This window comes from Pseudomonas sp. WC2 (genome assembly GCF_050586545.1).
GTDB lineage: Bacteria > Pseudomonadota > Gammaproteobacteria > Pseudomonadales > Pseudomonadaceae > Aquipseudomonas.
In genome coordinates, this window is sequence record NZ_JBOBDR010000001.1 from 288,377 (window position 1) to 304,222 (window position 15,846).

The following is a 15,846-nucleotide window of genomic DNA, read 5'->3' on the forward strand; positions in this document are numbered from 1 at the left end:
TCAAGGGCTTTTCGACTGAAAACGGGCATTTTTCGCGATAAATACTTTGTTACCCCTGATGCGTTGTCATGCGGGCTACTAGATAATCGCGCGCACTGGGATTAGCGTTCGCTGATCCATTTTTGACTTAGGTAGAGACTTGTCCGAATCCGATTGGGGAATCATTTTGCCCCAGCGGAGTCGGAACAATGCTCGCCAACCTGGCATATAGATAGCTGGCCGTTGGTTTATTGATCTGTTTTCGGCGAGGGTTGCTCGTGATTGTTAGTCCCTGTAATGCAGCAAAAATGTCTGCCAAACGCGTGCGAAGTGCTCTGGTAGCGGGTTCGGCGCTCCTGTGCCTGCTCAGCGCCGGTCAGCTTTGGGCGTTCAATCTTGACGATGTATCGGCGAAGGCTAAGGAACTGGCCGGGCAGAAGTTCGAAGCCCCGCGCAGCAACCTGCCGAACGAATTCCGCGACATGAAGTTCGCGGACTATCAGAAAATCCGCTTCCTCACCGAAAAGGCTGAGTGGGCTGATCAGAAGACCCCGTTCAAACTGTCCTTCTATCACCAGGGTATGCACTTCGATACGCCGGTGAAAATCAACGAAATCACGGCGAACACCGTCGAAGAGATCAAATACGATCCGACGCGCTTCGATTTCGGCGACCTGAAATTTGATCCGAAAGCCACCGAACAACTGGGCTATGCCGGTTTCCGTGTGCTGTACCCGATCAACAAGGCCGACAAGCAAGACGAAATCATGACCATGCTCGGCGCGAGTTATTTCCGCGTTGTCGGCAAGGGCCACACCTACGGCCTCTCGGCCCGTGGTCTGGCGATTGATACTGCGCTGCCGTCGGGCGAAGAATTCCCGCGTTTCCGCGAGTTCTGGATTCAACAGCCGAAGCCGGGTGACAAGCACCTGGTGATCTTCGCGCTGCTGGATTCGCCGCGTGCCACCGGTGCCTACCGTCTGATCCTGCGTCCGGGCAGCGACACCATTGTCGACGTCAAAGCGCAGATGTTCCTGCGTGACAAGGTCGGCAAACTGGGCATCGCACCGCTGACCAGCATGTTCCTGTTCGGCGCCAACCAGCCGTCGAAAGTCCTCAACTACCGTCGTGAACTGCACGACTCCAGCGGTCTGTCGATCCATGCCGGCAACGGCGAGTGGATCTGGCGCCCACTGAACAACCCGAAACACCTGGCCGTGAGCAACTTCAGCATCGAGAACCCGCGTGGTTTCGGTCTGCTGCAACGTGGCCGCGACTTCAGCCACTACGAAGACCTCGACGACCGCTACGACAAGCGTCCAAGCGCCTGGATCGAGCCGAAGGGCGAGTGGGGCAAGGGCACCGTTGATTTGGTAGAGATTCCGACCGCCGACGAAACCAACGACAACATCGTTGCGTTCTGGAGCCCGGAAAAAATGCCGGAGCCGGGTCAGCCACTGGACTTCGCTTACCGCATGCACTGGACCATGGACGAAGCGGCGATTCACGCGCCGGACAGCGCCTGGGTTTCGCAGACTCTGCGTTCGACCGGTGACGTCAAGCAATCGAACCTGATCCGTCAGCCGGATGGCAGCGTTGCCTATCTGGTCGACTTCGAAGGTCCGTCGCTGGCCGCGCTGACCCCGGATGCCGACGTGCGCAGTCAAGTCAGTGTTGGCGACAACGCCGAACTGGTTGAGAACAGTGTGCGCTACAACCCGGAAACCAAGGGCTGGCGCTTGACCCTTCGCATGAAGATCAAAGACGCGAGCAAGTCGACCGAGATGCGTGCCGCTCTGGTTCAGCCGGTCGTGACCGCTGATCTGGCGAAGTCGGTGCCGGCGTCCAACTCGTCCGTCGCCAAGGCCGACAAGGTTGCCGCCAAGCAACAAGAGAAACTCGACAAGGAAGCCAAGGCAGCCGAGGCCAAACAGGCCGACGCCAAGCCAGCGGTAGATGCCAAGGACAAGGCCAACAAAGACGCCAAGCAGCCAGCCGCTGCCGACGCGGCCCCAGCCACACTGGAATCGGCACCGACTGAAGAAGTCCTGACCGAGACCTGGAGCTATCAGTTGCCTGCCGATGAGTAACTCTCAAGTACAGCCAGAGACTCTGTCCGAGTATCTGGCGCATCTGCCGATGACCGACGAGCAGCGCGCGGAACTCGCGGGCTGCCAGTCGTTCAGCGAGCTGCATGAACGCCTGTCGTCCTCGACATTCGACGCACCTGCCGAAGCCGCCCAGGCTTCGGTGGGCAAGCGCCTGGTCCTGAGCACTGCCGAACAGCTGGAAGAAGCGGAGATGCTGGTGCTTGATGCCAGCGGTCGCGTCAGTCTGAAAGCAACGCCGCCGATTCGCCGCACCAAGGTTGTACCGGAGCCATGGCGCACCAATATTCTGGTGCGTGGCTGGCGCCGTATGACCGGTCGCACCAACCCGCCGCAGCCGCCCAAGGACGAAAACGTCCTGCCGGCCGCGCGCTGGCGCACCGTTGGTTCGATCCGTCGCTACATTCTTTTGCTGCTGATGCTTGGCCAGACCATCGTCGCTGGCTGGTACATGAAAGGCATCATGCCGTATCAGGGCTGGTCGTTCGTCGATCTCGACGAAGTCTTGCATCAACCGCTGCTGCAAACCGCCACGCAAGTGCTGCCGTATGCGCTGCAAACCAGCATTCTGATTCTGTTCGGGATTCTGTTCTGCTGGGTCTCGGCCGGTTTCTGGACGGCGCTGATGGGCTTCCTCGAGTTGCTCACCGGTCACGATAAATACCGTATCTCCGGCAAAAGCGCCGGCAACGAGCCGATTGCCAAAGACGCCCGTACCGCGCTGGTGATGCCGATCTGCAACGAAGACGTACCGCGCGTATTCGCCGGTCTGCGTGCAACGTTCGAATCGGTCGCGGCCACTGGTGATCTGGATCGTTTCGACTTCTTCGTCCTCAGCGACAGTAACGACACCGACATCTGCGTGGCCGAGCAACAGGCCTGGCTGGACGTCTGCCGCGAAGCCAAAGGCTTCGGCAAGATCTTCTATCGCCGTCGTCGCCGTCGTGTGAAACGCAAGAGCGGCAACCTCGACGACTTCTGCCGTCGTTGGGGCGGTGACTACAAGTACATGGTCGTACTCGACGCCGACTCGGTGATGAGCGGCGAGTGCCTGACCAGTCTGGTGCGTTTGATGGAAGCCACGCCGGACGCCGGGATCATCCAGACCGCGCCACGTGCGTCGGGCATGGACACTCTCTATGCGCGCATGCAGCAGTTTGCGACCCGCGTGTACGGCCCGCTGTTTACCGCTGGCCTGCACTTCTGGCAGTTGGGTGAATCCCATTACTGGGGTCACAACGCGATCATCCGCATGAAGCCGTTTATCGACCACTGCGCCTTGGCGCCGTTGCCGGGTAAAGGCGCGTTCTCCGGTGCGATTCTGTCTCACGACTTCGTTGAAGCCGCACTGATGCGCCGTGCCGGTTGGGGCGTGTGGATTGCCTACGACTTGCCGGGCAGCTACGAAGAACTGCCGCCGAACCTGCTCGACGAACTCAAGCGCGACCGTCGCTGGTGCCACGGCAACCTGATGAACTTCCGCCTGTTCCTGGTCAAAGGCATGCACCCGGTGCACCGTGCGGTGTTCCTCACCGGCGTGATGTCGTACCTGTCGGCGCCGTTGTGGTTCTTCTTCCTCGTGTTGTCGACTGCGCTGCTGGCGGTGAACACATTGATGGAGCCGCAGTACTTCCTTGAACCGCGTCAGCTCTATCCGCTGTGGCCACAATGGCACCCGGACAAGGCGATTGCGCTGTTCTCGACGACCATCGTGCTGCTGTTCCTGCCGAAACTGTTGAGCATCATCCTGATCTGGGCCAAAGGCGCGAAAGAGTTCGGCGGCAAGTTCAAGGTGACCCTGTCGATGCTGCTGGAGATGCTGTTCTCCATGCTGCTGGCGCCGGTGCGGATGATTTTCCACACCCGTTTCGTCCTCGCCGCGTTCCTCGGCTGGGCCGCGACCTGGAACTCGCCGCAGCGTGATGACGACTCGACGCCTTGGAGCGAAGCGGTCAAACGCCACGGTCCGCAGACCCTGCTGGGTTTCTGCTGGGCGCTGCTGGTGATCTGGCTGAACCCGAGCTTCCTCTGGTGGCTGGTGCCGATTGTCGGTTCGCTGATGCTGTCGATCCCGGTGTCGGTGATTTCCAGCCGTGTCGGTCTGGGCCTGAAGTCCCGTGACGAGAGCCTGTTCCTCATCCCTGAGGAATACAATCCGCCGCAGGCGCTGCTGGCGACTGATCAGTACACCCACGAAAATCGTTACCACGCCCTCAACGACGGTTTTGTCCGCGCGGTGGTCGATCCACAGCAGAACGCTCTGGCGTGCTCGCTGGCGACCTCGCGTCACGGTCAGGCCGAGCCGATCGAGTGGCTGCGTCAGGAACGTGTGCGTCACGCGATCAAGGTTGGCCCGGCCGGGCTGAATAACCATGATCGTCTGCAATTGCTGAGCGACCCTGTTGCCTTGGCGCGTTTGCATGAGCAGGTCTGGGCCGAAGGTCACGCTGAGTGGCTGGATGCATGGCGCGCTTCGGTGAAAGCCGATCCCCATGCGCCGTTGCTGCCGCTGCAACCGGTGAACCTGCAGGCGCAACCGGCCTGATAAACAAACCCCGCGATGTTGCGGGGTTTTTTTTGCCTGCTGAAAAGCCCCTCATCGGAACGCCGCCCGCCTATCCCTCTCCCTGAGGGAGAGGGGACCGATCGCGTTGAATATTCGAGATACGCCGACTTGAGATATCGAGTCGAACTCAAGTTTTGAATATTCCCCGATCTGCTCCCTTTCCCCCTCGCCCCCTTGGGGGAGAGGGTTGGGGTGAGGGGGGTAGCCCTTGATTGTTAAACAAATCGTCCATTAAACCTTGTGCAAAAAAACGAGTGCGTTAGCATCCGTCCCCGAATTGGCGCACCCGGGCTTTTTTGCCCTTCACTGTTGGTTTTCGCGCCGCACACGCAATGGTTTTGGGGACTTGAAGATGAAGAAGTATCTGTCGATGCTGCTGGTCGGCGTCACGGCACTGGTTGCAGTCAATGCGGCGCAGGCTGGCGCAATCGATGACGCGGTCAAGCGTGGCACGTTGAAAGTCGGTATGGATCCGACCTACATGCCGTTCGAAATGACCAACAAGCGCGGCGAAATCATCGGCTTTGAAGTCGACATCCTCAAGGCCATGTCCAAGGCCATGGGCGTCAAACTGGAACTGGTTTCGACCGGTTACGACGGCATCATCCCGGCGCTGATGACCGACAAGTTCGACATGATCGGCAGCGGCATGACCCTGACTCAGGAACGCAACCTGCGCCTGAACTTCAGCGAACCGTTCATCGTGGTCGGCCAGACCCTGCTGATCCGCAAAGAGCTGGAAGGCACCATCAAGTCCTACAAAGACCTGAACACCGCCGACTACCGCATCACCTCCAAGCTCGGCACCACTGGTGAAATGGTCGCCAAGAAGCTGATCTCCAAAGCCAAATACCACGGCTACGACAACGAGCAGGAAGCCGTGCTCGACGTGGTCAACGGCAAGGCTGACGCCTTCATCTACGACGCGCCGTACAACGTGGTCGCGGTGACCAAGGTCGGCGCCGGCAAACTGGTGTTCCTCGACAAACCGTTCACCTACGAGCCATTGGCGTTTGGTCTGAAGAAGGGTGACTACGACAGCATTAACTTCATCAACAACTTCCTGCACCAGATCCACGAAGACGGCACCTACGATCGCATCCATGACAAGTGGTTCAAGAGCACCGAGTGGCTCAAGGACATGGAATAAGCCCGGTCAGATAGACCGAGTCGCCCCATTCGCGAGCAGGCTCGCTCCCACAGGGGAATGCGTTCCAATGTGGGAGCGAGCCTGCTCGCGAAGAGGCCCTCCAGAGCAACACAAAATCCGGAACCTGCAATGAAACAGAAAAAAGCCCAATGGCCCTGGCACGTCCTCACCGTGCTGGTGCTGGTCGGCCTGGCCGGCGCGTTGTATTACGCGACGTCGCTGATGTCCTACGAATGGCGCTGGAACCGCGTGCCGCAGTACTTTGCCTATCAGGCCGAGGAATCCCAGCGTGCCACGGACATTTCCACCGTCACTGAGGTGGTGCGCAAGGGTGGCAGCGCTGTCGTCACTCTGCGCAACGACGGCGGTGACGAGCAGCACCTGAGCGTCGACGAGAACAGCCTGCAATTCGCTCAGGGCGACGATGTGGCTGAAGGCGACGTCGTGGGCGTCACCCGACATTGGGCGGCAGGACCGCTGTTGTGGGGGCTGTGGACGACGCTTTGGCTGTCGGTGGTGTCGGGGATTCTGGGGTTGCTGATCGGTCTCGTGACCGGCCTGTGCCGTCTGTCGAACAACCCGACCCTGCGCGACCTCTCGACCATCTACGTCGAACTGGTGCGCGGCACGCCGTTGCTGGTGCAGATTTTCATTTTCTACTTCTTCATCGGCACGGTAATGAACCTGTCCCGCGAGTTCGCCGGGATCGCCGCGCTGTCGCTGTTCACTGGCGCTTATGTGGCAGAGATCATCCGTTCCGGCGTGCAGTCGATCGCCCGTGGTCAGAACGAAGCGGCGCGTTCGCTGGGTCTGAGTGCCGGCCAGTCGATGCGCCACGTGGTGCTGCCGCAAGCGCTGAAGCGCGTGCTGCCGCCGTTGGCCGGGCAGTTCATCAGTCTGGTCAAGGACACCTCGCTGGTGTCGGTGATCGCCATCACCGAACTGCTGAAAAGCGGCCGTGAAGTCATCACCACCTCGTTCTCGCCGTTCGAAATTCTGTTTTGCGTCGCCGGCCTGTACCTGTTGATCAACCTGCCGCTGTCGAAAATCGCCAGCCGGCTTGAGCGGAGGCTCGCGCAAAGTGATTGAAGTCCGCGATCTGGTAAAAGTCTTCGACACCCGTGGGCAAGTGGTGCGCGCGGTGGATAACGTCAGCACCACGGTGGCCAAGGGCGAAGTGCTGGTGGTGATCGGCCCGTCGGGCTCAGGCAAGTCGACCTTCCTGCGCTGCCTCAATGGCCTGGAAGAATTCGATTCCGGCTCGGTGAGCATCGACGGCCTGCAGCTGGCCGACCCGAAAACCGACGTCAACGCCTACCGCCGCGAAGTCGGCATGGTGTTCCAGCATTTCAACCTGTTCCCGCACATGACCGTGCTGGAAAACCTCTGTCTGGCGCAGAAAGTCGTGCGCAAGCGCGGCAAGAAAGAGCGCGAAGCCAAGGCCATGGAATTGCTGCAAAAGGTCGGTATTGCACAGAAGGCCAACGAGTTTCCGTCACGCCTGTCCGGCGGTCAGCAACAGCGCGTGGCGATTGCCCGGGCGCTGGCGATGGAGCCGAAGGTGATGTTGTTCGATGAGCCAACCTCGGCACTCGACCCGGAAATGGTTGGCGAAGTGCTGGACGTGATGAAAAACCTGGCCGTGGAAGGCATGACCATGGTCTGCGTCACCCACGAAATGGGCTTTGCCCGGGAAGTGGCGGATCGGGTGTTGTTCTTTGATCACGGCAAGCTGCTGGAAGATGCGGCGCCGGCGGAATTCTTTGATGCACCGAAGGATCCGCGCGCTCAGGCTTTCCTGCGTCAGGTTCTTTAAAAGCAGCGGCCCTCGCTGATCGTTCCCACGCAGAGCGTGGGAACGATCGTTGGGCTAGACCTTGAATCGACCGACCAGCGTCTGCAGGTGCGTGCCCAGACGCGCCAGCTCAACGCTGGACGCTGCGGTCTCTTCACTCGCCGCCGATGTCTGATCCGACACATCCCGCACATTCAGCACGCTACGGTTGATCTCTTCAGCCACTGCACTCTGCTGCTCGGCCGCTGCAGCAATCTGCTGGTTCATCGCCTGAATTGCCGACACGGTGCGCGTGATGCTTTCCAGCGAACCGCCGGCACGACGGGTCAGCTCGACGCTGCTGTCGGTGAGGGTGCGGCTGTTGTCCATGATCGTCGCCACTTGCTGGGTGCCGTTTTGCAGGCCGACGATCAGCTCTTCGATCTCTTCGGTGGACTTCTGCGTGCGCTGGGCAAGGCTGCGGACTTCGTCGGCGACCACGGCGAAACCACGCCCGGCTTCACCGGCACGCGCGGCCTCGATGGCGGCGTTGAGGGCCAGCAGGTTGGTTTGCTGGGCCACCGATTTGATCACGTCGAGGACGCTGCCGATCTTGTCGCTTTCGCGCTTGAGCTCGCCCATGGCTTCGGTGGAGTGACCCACTTCAACGGCCAGACGCTCGATCTGCGCGATGGCTTCGCCGACCACTTTGTCACCTTCGCGGGCCTGTTGGTCAGCGGCCACAGCGGCTTCGGAAGCTTCTTCAGCGTTGCGCGCGACTTCCTGCACGGTAGCGGCCATTTCGTTCATGGCGGTGGCGACCTGATCGGTCTCGATCTTTTGATTGTTGACCCCGGCGCTGGTCTGCTCGGTCACCGCCGACAACTCTTCGGCAGCGCTGGCGATCTGGGTGACGCCGTCGCTGATTCCACCGATCAATTCGCGCAGGCCCTGGGTCATGCTCTGCATCGAGCGTTGCAACTGGCCGAGTTCGTCGCGGCGCAAGGACACCAGATTGTGGGTCAGGTCGCCGGCGGCCACGCGCTCGGCGACTTTCAGGGTCTGGTTCAGCGGAATGATGATCTGGCGAGTGATTGCCCAGCCGGCGAGCAGACCGAACGCGACGGCCAGCAGGGAGGCGATGATCAGCATGTTCTTCGCGTGTGCGGCGTCGGTGTCGCGCACCACGGTTTGGGAAATGGTCAGCTTCTTACTGACGTCGAGCAGGATGTCACCTTGAGCGGCCATGCGTGCCAGCGCTTTAGCGTTCGCGGTTTGCGAGTCGCGGAACTGGCCGACGGCGGCGCGATAGGCCTTCATCGAATCGCTGGCTTGTTGCAGGCTGGCAGCGTGTTGATCTGGCAATTTTGCCGGCAGGCTTTCCAGGTATTTCAGCACGTTTTCGATGGCGTCGAGTGCTGGCTGCTCGGCCTCGGCCTTGCCGCTGTAGGTATAGCCGCGCACCTGATAGCGCGCCTGTTGCAGCAGTTTGCTCAGTTCAATCACGTTGTTGTATTGCGCGATGCTGTCACCCTGCAGCATGGCTTTTTCAACTTCCGCGACTTTGGCCACGGCGTTGTCGGCATTCGCGCCGAGTTTGCTGCGGGCGTCTTCGCGTTGCGTGGTGGCCTGGACCATGTCGGCGAAGGCGCGTTTGTATTCGGCAACGGCGGCCAATTGCTGGTCGACCATGGCGATGTCGGACGGCTGTTCGATCAGCGTGCGCGCGGTTTGCAGACCGCTGTCGAGTTTGCCGAGCATGTCGTTGACTAGGCCGGGGCCTTGTTCGCCACGGCGCGCATCGTAGTCGACGCGGGCCAGACGCAGGTCCTTGCTGTACTCATTGAGGCTGGAGATGTACCCGAGCTTGTCGCCCCGGCTGATGATGCCGCTCATGCCGGTCCAGCCGGTGAAGGTGATCAACAGCGTCAGCAACAGCACCAGGCCGAAGCCGATGCCCAGCTTGCGTTTAACGCTGACGTTTCCAAGATTCTCGGCTAACCAACGGTACATGCGACAACTCCCCGACCACTAATTGGACTTATGGCGAGGTTATCGGCTGAGTGATGGCAATCTGTAACGCCATTTGTCCGGGAAGTCAGGAGATTCCGGCGAGGGAGCAAGCGCCCCCGCTAGCGGTTTAGAAGAGCCGCGCGAGGAGGGCAGTGACGGCGGTTTCTACGCGCAGGATGCGTTCGCCCAGTTGCACCGGTTGCAGGCCGGATTTGCTCAGCAGATCGATTTCGTAAGGAATCCAGCCACCTTCGGGACCGATGGCCAAGGTTACTGGCTCACTGAGCGCGCGTGGGCACGGCGGATAGTTGCCCGGATGACCGACCAGGCCGAGAGTGCCTTCAGCGATGGCGGGCAGGCGATCTTCAACGAACGGCTTGAAGCGCTTTTCAATGATGATTTCCGGCAGCACCGTGTCGCGCGCTTGTTCGAGGCCGAGGATCAACTGCTCACGAATGGCTTCGGGTTCGAGAAACGGCGTCTGCCAGAAACTCTTCTCGACCCGGTAGCTGTTGACCAGAATCACCTTCGACACGCCCATGGTCGCCACGGTCTGAAACACCCGACGGAGCATTTTCGGGCGGGGTAGAGCCAGCACCAGGGTCAGTGGCAGTTTGGCCGGTGGCGGCTGATCGAGGGTGACGCGCAATTCGGCCTCACCCGCTTCAAGGCGCAGCAATTCAGCCGAGCCCATCAGCCCATTGATGCGCCCGACACGCAGGCTGTCACCGACTTCCGAGCGGTGGACTTCCTGCATGTGCGTCAGGCGGCGATCACGCAGCACCACACGGTCGGCCGCAATGAAATCGGCCTCTTCGAGCAACAGCAGGTTCATGCCTGGGTCGCTGGCGGCTGGTCGTTGTGATCGTCGGCCGGGGTTTCATCCGGGCGTTCGCGCTTGCTGATCAAACCACCGAACAGAATGCCGATTTCAAACAGCATCCACATCGGCACGGCCAGCAGGGTCTGCGAGAAGATGTCCGGCGGTGTCAGGATCATGCCGACCACGAAGCAGCCGATGATCACGTAAGGGCGGATTTTCTTCAGGTATTTGACGTCAACCACGCCGATCCACACCAGCAGCACCACGGCCACCGGGATTTCGAATGCCACGCCGAAGGCGAAGAACAGCGTCATGACGAAATCGAGGTAACTGGCAATGTCGGTCATCATTTCCACACCGGCCGGGGTGGCGGCGGCGAAGAACTTGAAGATCAGCGGGAACACGAAGTAATAGGCGAACGCCATGCCGGTGTAGAACAGCAGGATGCTGGAAACCAGCAGCGGCACCGCAACACGCTTCTCGTGTTTGTACAGGCCCGGCGCGATAAAGCCCCAGATCTGGTGCAGGATCACCGGGATCGCGAGGAACAGCGAGACCATCATCGTCAGCTTCAGCGGCGTCAGGAATGGCGACGACACATCGGTGGCGATCATCGTCGCGCCGACCGGCAGATACTGGCGCAGCGGCGTTGAGACGAAGGTGTAGATCTGCTGGGTGAAGGCAAACAACCCGGCGAAGATGATGAAGATCGCCGCCACACAACGCAGCAGGCGGGTGCGCAACTCGGTGAGGTGCGAAACCAGCGGCATGTGCTGGTCGTTTTCGGGGAGATCGCTCATGGGGCTCGCGGCGGCAGAGTGGTGTCGTGAGGCGCGGGTGTGATCGGCGCGGCGGTTGGCGCAACGTGTTCAACAGAATGTTCCGAAACGGGCGGCGCCGGTTCTGTCGGCGCTACAACGGCAGCGGGTGCCGGTGCTGGCGTAACGGGCGCGGTTGGCGCATGAATCGTCTGCTGACCCACATGCTCAACTGGCGTCGGCTCTTGCTGAACCGGGTTGAAAATCTTCCGCGCCTCTTGCTCCAGCGACAGAATGTGCTCGTTGTGCAGTTGCCGACGAATCTCGTCGGCACCGATTTCACGTTCAACTTCCTGTTTGATCGCGTTGAAGCTGCGCTTCAGCCGGCCGACCCACAGGCCAGCGGTGCGCGCAGCGCCCGGCAGACGCTCGGGGCCCAGCACCAGCAGGGCAACGAGGCCGACGAGCAGCAGTTCAGAGAAGCTGATACCAAACATTAGTCAGTGCTCACACGTCTTTGCGGATCGGCTCTTCGACTTTCTGCGCCTGCACGTCGATGGTGTGCGGCGGGTTGGCCTGAGCGGTGGCTTGCGGCTGAACCGGTGGCACAGGCTGCGCAGGTGTCACGGTCGGATCAGCGGTCGGTTTTTCGTCGTCGTTCATGGCCTTGCGGAAGCCCTTGATCGACTCGCCAACGTCGGTGCCGAGGTTTTTCAGCTTCTTGGTGCCGAACACCAACACCACGACTACCAGAATGACGATCCAGTGTTTCCAGTCAAAAATGCCCATGTTGCTGTTCCTCTCTAAAAATTGTTCAGGCGGACGGGCGCGAGGCTTTCTCGACGTGTCCGGACAGGCCGAAGCGGCGATCCAGTTCATCCAGCACAGCCTGCGGATGCTGCCCCAGTTGGGCGAGCATGACCATGCTGTGGAACCACAGGTCGGCGGTCTCGTAGATCACATCGCTGCAGTCGCCACTGATCGCGGCGTCCTTGGCGGCAATGATGGTTTCGACCGACTCTTCGCCGACTTTCTCCAGAATCTTGTTCAAACCCTTGTGATACAGACTAGCCACATACGAGCTGTCGGCGGCTGCGCCTTTGCGCTCTTCGAGCACTTCGGCCAAGCGGGTCAGGGTGTCACTCATGTTTGTGTCCTGCAGAATAGATAGCGTGCGGGTCTTTCAGAACCGGGTCGACGGTTTTCCAGTCGCCGTTTTCGAAGACGCGGTAAAAGCAGCTTTGACGGCCGGTGTGGCAAGCGATCTCGCCGATCTGTTCAACCTTCAGGATGATCACGTCGGCGTCACAGTCCAGACGCATCTCATGCAAGGTCTGCACATGGCCGGACTCTTCGCCCTTGCGCCACAGCTTGCCACGGGAACGTGACCAGTAGATTGCACGGTTTTCCGCAGCGGTCAGTTCGAGCGCTTCGCGGTTCATCCAGGCCATCATCAGTACGCGTCCGGTCTTGTGATCCTGGGCAATCGCCGGCACCAGGCCATCAGCGTCCCATTTGATCTCGTCCAGCCAGTTGTTCATTTTCGACTCCGACAGCGAACCCCACACTTCAATAGTCGGGTTCAGGCATTGAAACAGTGTGCCAGCCGATCACGAAACTGGCTATCGGCGAACGACCAGATACAAGCCCACGGCCACCATGATTCCGGCCGGCCAATGCCCCAATTCGTGTAGCGGGCCACCGATGGCGAGGATCACCCCGCCGGCCAGATGCGCGCAACCGAGCAGGCGCAGGAACCAGTCGTCCTTGCGTTTATGCCACGGTGGTGGCGGGTCGTAGGCGTGTGGCTGGGACATGCGTTCGAGCAGATCACGGGCCATGTTGGCCAGATGCGGCAGCTGTTCGAATTGGCTCTGCACGTTGCCGAGCAAGGCTTTCGGGCTGACGCGCTCGCGCATCCAGCGTTCGAGGAACGGCTGCGCGGTGTTCCACAGATCCAGATCCGGATACAGCTGACGGCCGAGACCTTCGATGTTCAGCAGGGTCTTTTGCAACAGAACGAGCTGCGGCTGCACTTCCATGTTGAAGCGTCGTGCGGTCTGGAACAGGCGCATCAGCACTTGGCCAAATGAAATATCTTTTAACGGTTTTTCGAAGATCGGTTCGCACACGGTACGGATTGCCGCTTCGAATTCGTTGAGCTTGGTTTCTGCCGGCACCCAGCCCGAATCGATGTGCAACTGCGCCACGCGGCGGTAGTCACGCTTGAAGAAGGCGAACAGGTTGCGCGCCAGATAGTCCTGGTCTTCCGGGGTCAGGCTGCCGACGATGCCGCAGTCGATCGCGATGTACTGCGGGCTCCACGGATTGACGGTGCTGACGAAGATGTTGCCCGGGTGCATGTCGGCGTGGAAGAAACTGTCGCGGAACACCTGGGTGAAGAAGATCTCCACGCCGCGCTCGGCGAGCATTTTCATGTCGGTGCGCTGGTCGGCGAGGGTCGCCAGATCGGTGACCTGAATCCCGTAGATGCGCTCCATCACCAGCACTTTCGGCCGGCACCAGTCCCAATAGACTTGCGGCACATACAGCAGCGGCGAACCTTCGAAGTTGCGCTTCAACTGGCTGGCGTTGGCCGCCTCGCGCAGCAGATCGAGTTCGTCGTAGATGGTTTTTTCGTAGTCCAGCACGACGTCGACCGGATGCAGCAGACGGGCGTCGGCAGAGACTTTCTCGGCGGCGCGGGCGAGGATGAACAGCCACGCCAGATCCTGCGCGATGATCGGTTTCAGACCCGGGCGGATGACCTTTACGACGACTTCTTCGCCGGTTTTCAGCTGCGCTGCATGCACTTGCGCCACCGACGCCGACGCCAGCGGTTCTACGTCGAAACGGCTGAACACGTCGCTGATTTTCTTGCCGAGCTGTTCTTCGATCAGCTTGATCGACAGCTGCGAATCGAACGGCGGCACGCGATCCTGCAAGCGCATCAGCTCATCGGCGATGTCTTCCGGCAGCAGGTCGCGGCGGGTCGAAAGAATCTGCCCGAACTTGATGAAGATCGGCCCGAGATCCTGCAACGCCAGACGCAAACGTGCGCCCCGGCTCAGGTCCAGCGGTTTGCGCGGGAACCAGCGCCACGGCAGCACGTAGCGCAGCGCCAGGAGAAACCACGGCAACGGCAGATCGAACAGCAGGTCATCGAGGCGGTAGCGGATCACGACGCGCTGGATGCGCAACAGACGGCGGACGGCAAGCAGCTTCATGCGTTATCGCTTGGGTCGAGGGATCGGGAAAGGCGCTCGAAACGCGCCTCGAGACGTTCCAGATCAAGTTTGATCCGGTCCAGTTCGCTGAACCGCGCTTCGGCTTCGCGCTGCCCGACGAGGGTGCGCGATTCTTCGGCGAGGTATTCGGCGAGATTCTGGTTGAGGCTGGCAAATCCTTGCTGATACCAGCGTGCGCGACTGCGCAGATGGCCACCGATCAGTTGCGTAGCGACCGGGCCGAGCCAGCGCGAGAGTTCGTACTCCCAGTCCAGCTCAAGGTCTTGCAGCACACCGGCCAGCTCCAGCAGCACGCCGCTGTCGCCATCGAGCTCGACTTCCGGGGCGTGCAGCACCGCGGTCTTGTCTTTGCTCACGGCCAGTTTGATCAGGCTCGAGGCCGGGGCGCGCAAGGTGCAGTCGACGCCGGTGTCCCAGTGCGAGGCCAGCATCAAACCTTCGTCGCTCGGCAGGATGAACAGTTGCAGCGCCGGGCTGCGGCAGTCGACGGCGATCACCTTGCCGGTCAAATGCGCCAGCCGCGGCAGCGCCGTGCTGTCGAGACGCAGCACCCGGTTCAGACCGAGTTCAACGCTGGCGAGCAGCCCGGTAAGCAACATCAGGGCTTGATGCCGCGGTGCAGGGCGACGATGCCTGCGGTCATGTTGTGATAGGTCACGCGGTCGAAGCCGGCGTCGACCATCATCGACTTCAGGGTTTCCTGATTCGGGTGCATGCGGATCGACTCGGCCAGGTAGCGATAGCTTTCCGAGTCGTTGGTGATCAGCTTGCCCATCAGCGGCATGAAGGCGAACGAGTAAGCATCGTAGGCTTTCGACATCAGCGCGTTGGTCGGCTTGGAGAATTCCAGCACCAACAGACGACCGCCCGGCTTGAGTACGCGCAGCATCGAACGCAGAGCGTCTTCCTTGTGCGTCACGTTGCGCAGGCCAAAGGCGATGGTCACGCAGTCGAAGTGGTTGTCCGGGAACGGCAGTTTTTCCGCGTCCGCCTGAACGAATTCGACATTGCCGGCGACACCCAGATCGAGCAGGCGGTCACGACCGACCTTGAGCATCGATTCGTTGATGTCGGCCAGCACCACTTGACCGGTAGGGCCAACCAGATGCGAAAACTTTTTGGTCAGATCACCGGTACCGCCGGCGATGTCCAGCACGCGGTTACCGCTGCGCACGCCCGACAGTTCGATCGCGAAACGCTTCCACAAACGGTGCATACCGCCCGACAGAAGGTCGTTCATCAGGTCGTACTTGGCGGCTACCGAGTGGAAAACCTCAGCGACTTTTTCCGCTTTCTGGCTTTCCGGAACGTTTTTGAAGCCGAAGTGAGTGGTGGGTTCGGCATCGCTGCCTTTGCGCTGATCAGTCATATCGCTGTCACCAAAAGAGAATGCGCGACATTCTAATCCCCAAGCCATGCTTTGTCTT

At 60.4% G+C, this 15,846-nt stretch carries 15 protein-coding genes and 1 pseudogene; 5 read left to right on the forward strand and 11 right to left on the reverse strand.

Annotated features, from left to right (window positions below; all coding sequences use genetic code 11):
• Positions 1-287: 287 nt before the first annotated feature.
• The 5 genes from ACQ4OE_RS01390 to ACQ4OE_RS01410 all read left to right on the forward strand — a co-directional run bounded on the left by ACQ4OE_RS01390 (position 288) and on the right by ACQ4OE_RS01410 (position 7,619).
• On the forward strand, positions 288-2,069 hold the full coding sequence (locus ACQ4OE_RS01390) for a glucan biosynthesis protein G (protein WP_430945397.1): 1,782 nt from the start codon (positions 288-290) through the stop codon (positions 2,067-2,069).
• Complete coding sequence (mdoH, locus tag ACQ4OE_RS01395) at positions 2,062-4,632, forward strand: glucans biosynthesis glucosyltransferase MdoH (RefSeq protein ID WP_430945398.1); 2,571 nt, start codon at positions 2,062-2,064, stop codon at positions 4,630-4,632. Before ACQ4OE_RS01390 ends, mdoH begins: the two co-directional genes overlap by 8 nt.
• A 373-nt stretch (positions 4,633-5,005) precedes the next feature.
• A complete protein-coding gene (locus ACQ4OE_RS01400) occupies positions 5,006-5,803 on the forward strand; it encodes a transporter substrate-binding domain-containing protein (protein ID WP_007909335.1) in 798 nt (265 codons plus the stop codon).
• Between the two features lie 129 nt (positions 5,804-5,932).
• Positions 5,933-6,892 carry an amino acid ABC transporter permease gene (locus ACQ4OE_RS01405; protein WP_430945399.1) on the forward strand — a complete coding sequence of 320 codons (960 nt, stop codon included), beginning with the start codon at positions 5,933-5,935 and terminating at the stop codon, positions 6,890-6,892.
• Complete coding sequence (locus ACQ4OE_RS01410; RefSeq protein ID WP_095120739.1) at positions 6,885-7,619, forward strand: amino acid ABC transporter ATP-binding protein; 735 nt, start codon at positions 6,885-6,887, stop codon at positions 7,617-7,619. The genes ACQ4OE_RS01405 and ACQ4OE_RS01410 overlap by 8 nt, the downstream gene beginning before the upstream one ends.
• A gap of 54 nt (positions 7,620-7,673) precedes the next feature.
• Here the strand turns inward: ACQ4OE_RS01410 and ACQ4OE_RS01415 are convergent, their stop codons facing one another.
• The 11 genes and pseudogenes from ACQ4OE_RS01415 to ubiE form a co-directional block, all read right to left on the reverse strand.
• Positions 7,674-8,546 carry a methyl-accepting chemotaxis protein gene (locus ACQ4OE_RS01415; protein ID WP_370872646.1) on the reverse strand — a complete coding sequence of 291 codons (873 nt, stop codon included), beginning with the start codon at positions 8,544-8,546 and terminating at the stop codon, positions 7,674-7,676.
• Positions 8,529-9,590 (reverse strand): annotated as a pseudogene (locus tag ACQ4OE_RS01420) (methyl-accepting chemotaxis protein); the annotation flags it as partial. The gene ACQ4OE_RS01415 and the pseudogene ACQ4OE_RS01420, both read right to left, overlap by 18 nt.
• Before the next feature lie 127 nt (positions 9,591-9,717).
• On the reverse strand, positions 9,718-10,425 hold the full coding sequence (locus tag ACQ4OE_RS01425) for a 16S rRNA (uracil(1498)-N(3))-methyltransferase (protein ID WP_430945400.1): 708 nt from the start codon (positions 10,423-10,425) through the stop codon (positions 9,718-9,720).
• Positions 10,422-11,213 (reverse strand): twin-arginine translocase subunit TatC, encoded by a 792-nt coding sequence (gene tatC, locus ACQ4OE_RS01430; RefSeq protein WP_430945401.1) that lies wholly within the window; start codon positions 11,211-11,213, stop codon positions 10,422-10,424. Before tatC ends, ACQ4OE_RS01425 begins: the two co-directional genes overlap by 4 nt.
• Positions 11,210-11,668 (reverse strand): Sec-independent protein translocase protein TatB, encoded by a 459-nt coding sequence (gene tatB, locus ACQ4OE_RS01435; protein ID WP_430945402.1) that lies wholly within the window; start codon positions 11,666-11,668, stop codon positions 11,210-11,212. Before tatB ends, tatC begins: the two co-directional genes overlap by 4 nt.
• 10 nt (positions 11,669-11,678) lie before the next feature.
• Complete coding sequence (locus ACQ4OE_RS01440; RefSeq protein ID WP_122593949.1) at positions 11,679-11,960, reverse strand: twin-arginine translocase TatA/TatE family subunit; 282 nt, start codon at positions 11,958-11,960, stop codon at positions 11,679-11,681.
• A gap of 25 nt (positions 11,961-11,985) precedes the next feature.
• Positions 11,986-12,318: a phosphoribosyl-ATP diphosphatase gene (locus ACQ4OE_RS01445; protein ID WP_007909355.1), complete on the reverse strand. Its 333-nt coding sequence runs from the start codon at positions 12,316-12,318 to the stop codon at positions 11,986-11,988.
• Entirely contained in the window at positions 12,311-12,712 is a 402-nt protein-coding gene (hisI, locus tag ACQ4OE_RS01450) for a phosphoribosyl-AMP cyclohydrolase (RefSeq protein ID WP_430945403.1), read from the reverse strand. The genes ACQ4OE_RS01445 and hisI overlap by 8 nt, the downstream gene beginning before the upstream one ends.
• 81 nt (positions 12,713-12,793) lie before the next feature.
• Positions 12,794-14,398: a ubiquinone biosynthesis regulatory protein kinase UbiB gene (gene ubiB / locus ACQ4OE_RS01455; protein ID WP_430945404.1), complete on the reverse strand. Its 1,605-nt coding sequence runs from the start codon at positions 14,396-14,398 to the stop codon at positions 12,794-12,796.
• Positions 14,395-15,018, reverse strand: coding sequence for a ubiquinone biosynthesis accessory factor UbiJ (locus tag ACQ4OE_RS01460; protein ID WP_430945405.1), 624 nt, complete (start codon positions 15,016-15,018; stop codon positions 14,395-14,397). The genes ubiB and ACQ4OE_RS01460 overlap by 4 nt, the downstream gene beginning before the upstream one ends.
• Complete coding sequence (gene ubiE, locus ACQ4OE_RS01465; RefSeq protein ID WP_008080626.1) at positions 15,018-15,788, reverse strand: bifunctional demethylmenaquinone methyltransferase/2-methoxy-6-polyprenyl-1,4-benzoquinol methylase UbiE; 771 nt, start codon at positions 15,786-15,788, stop codon at positions 15,018-15,020. The genes ACQ4OE_RS01460 and ubiE overlap by 1 nt, the downstream gene beginning before the upstream one ends.
• Positions 15,789-15,846 lie beyond the last annotated feature (58 nt).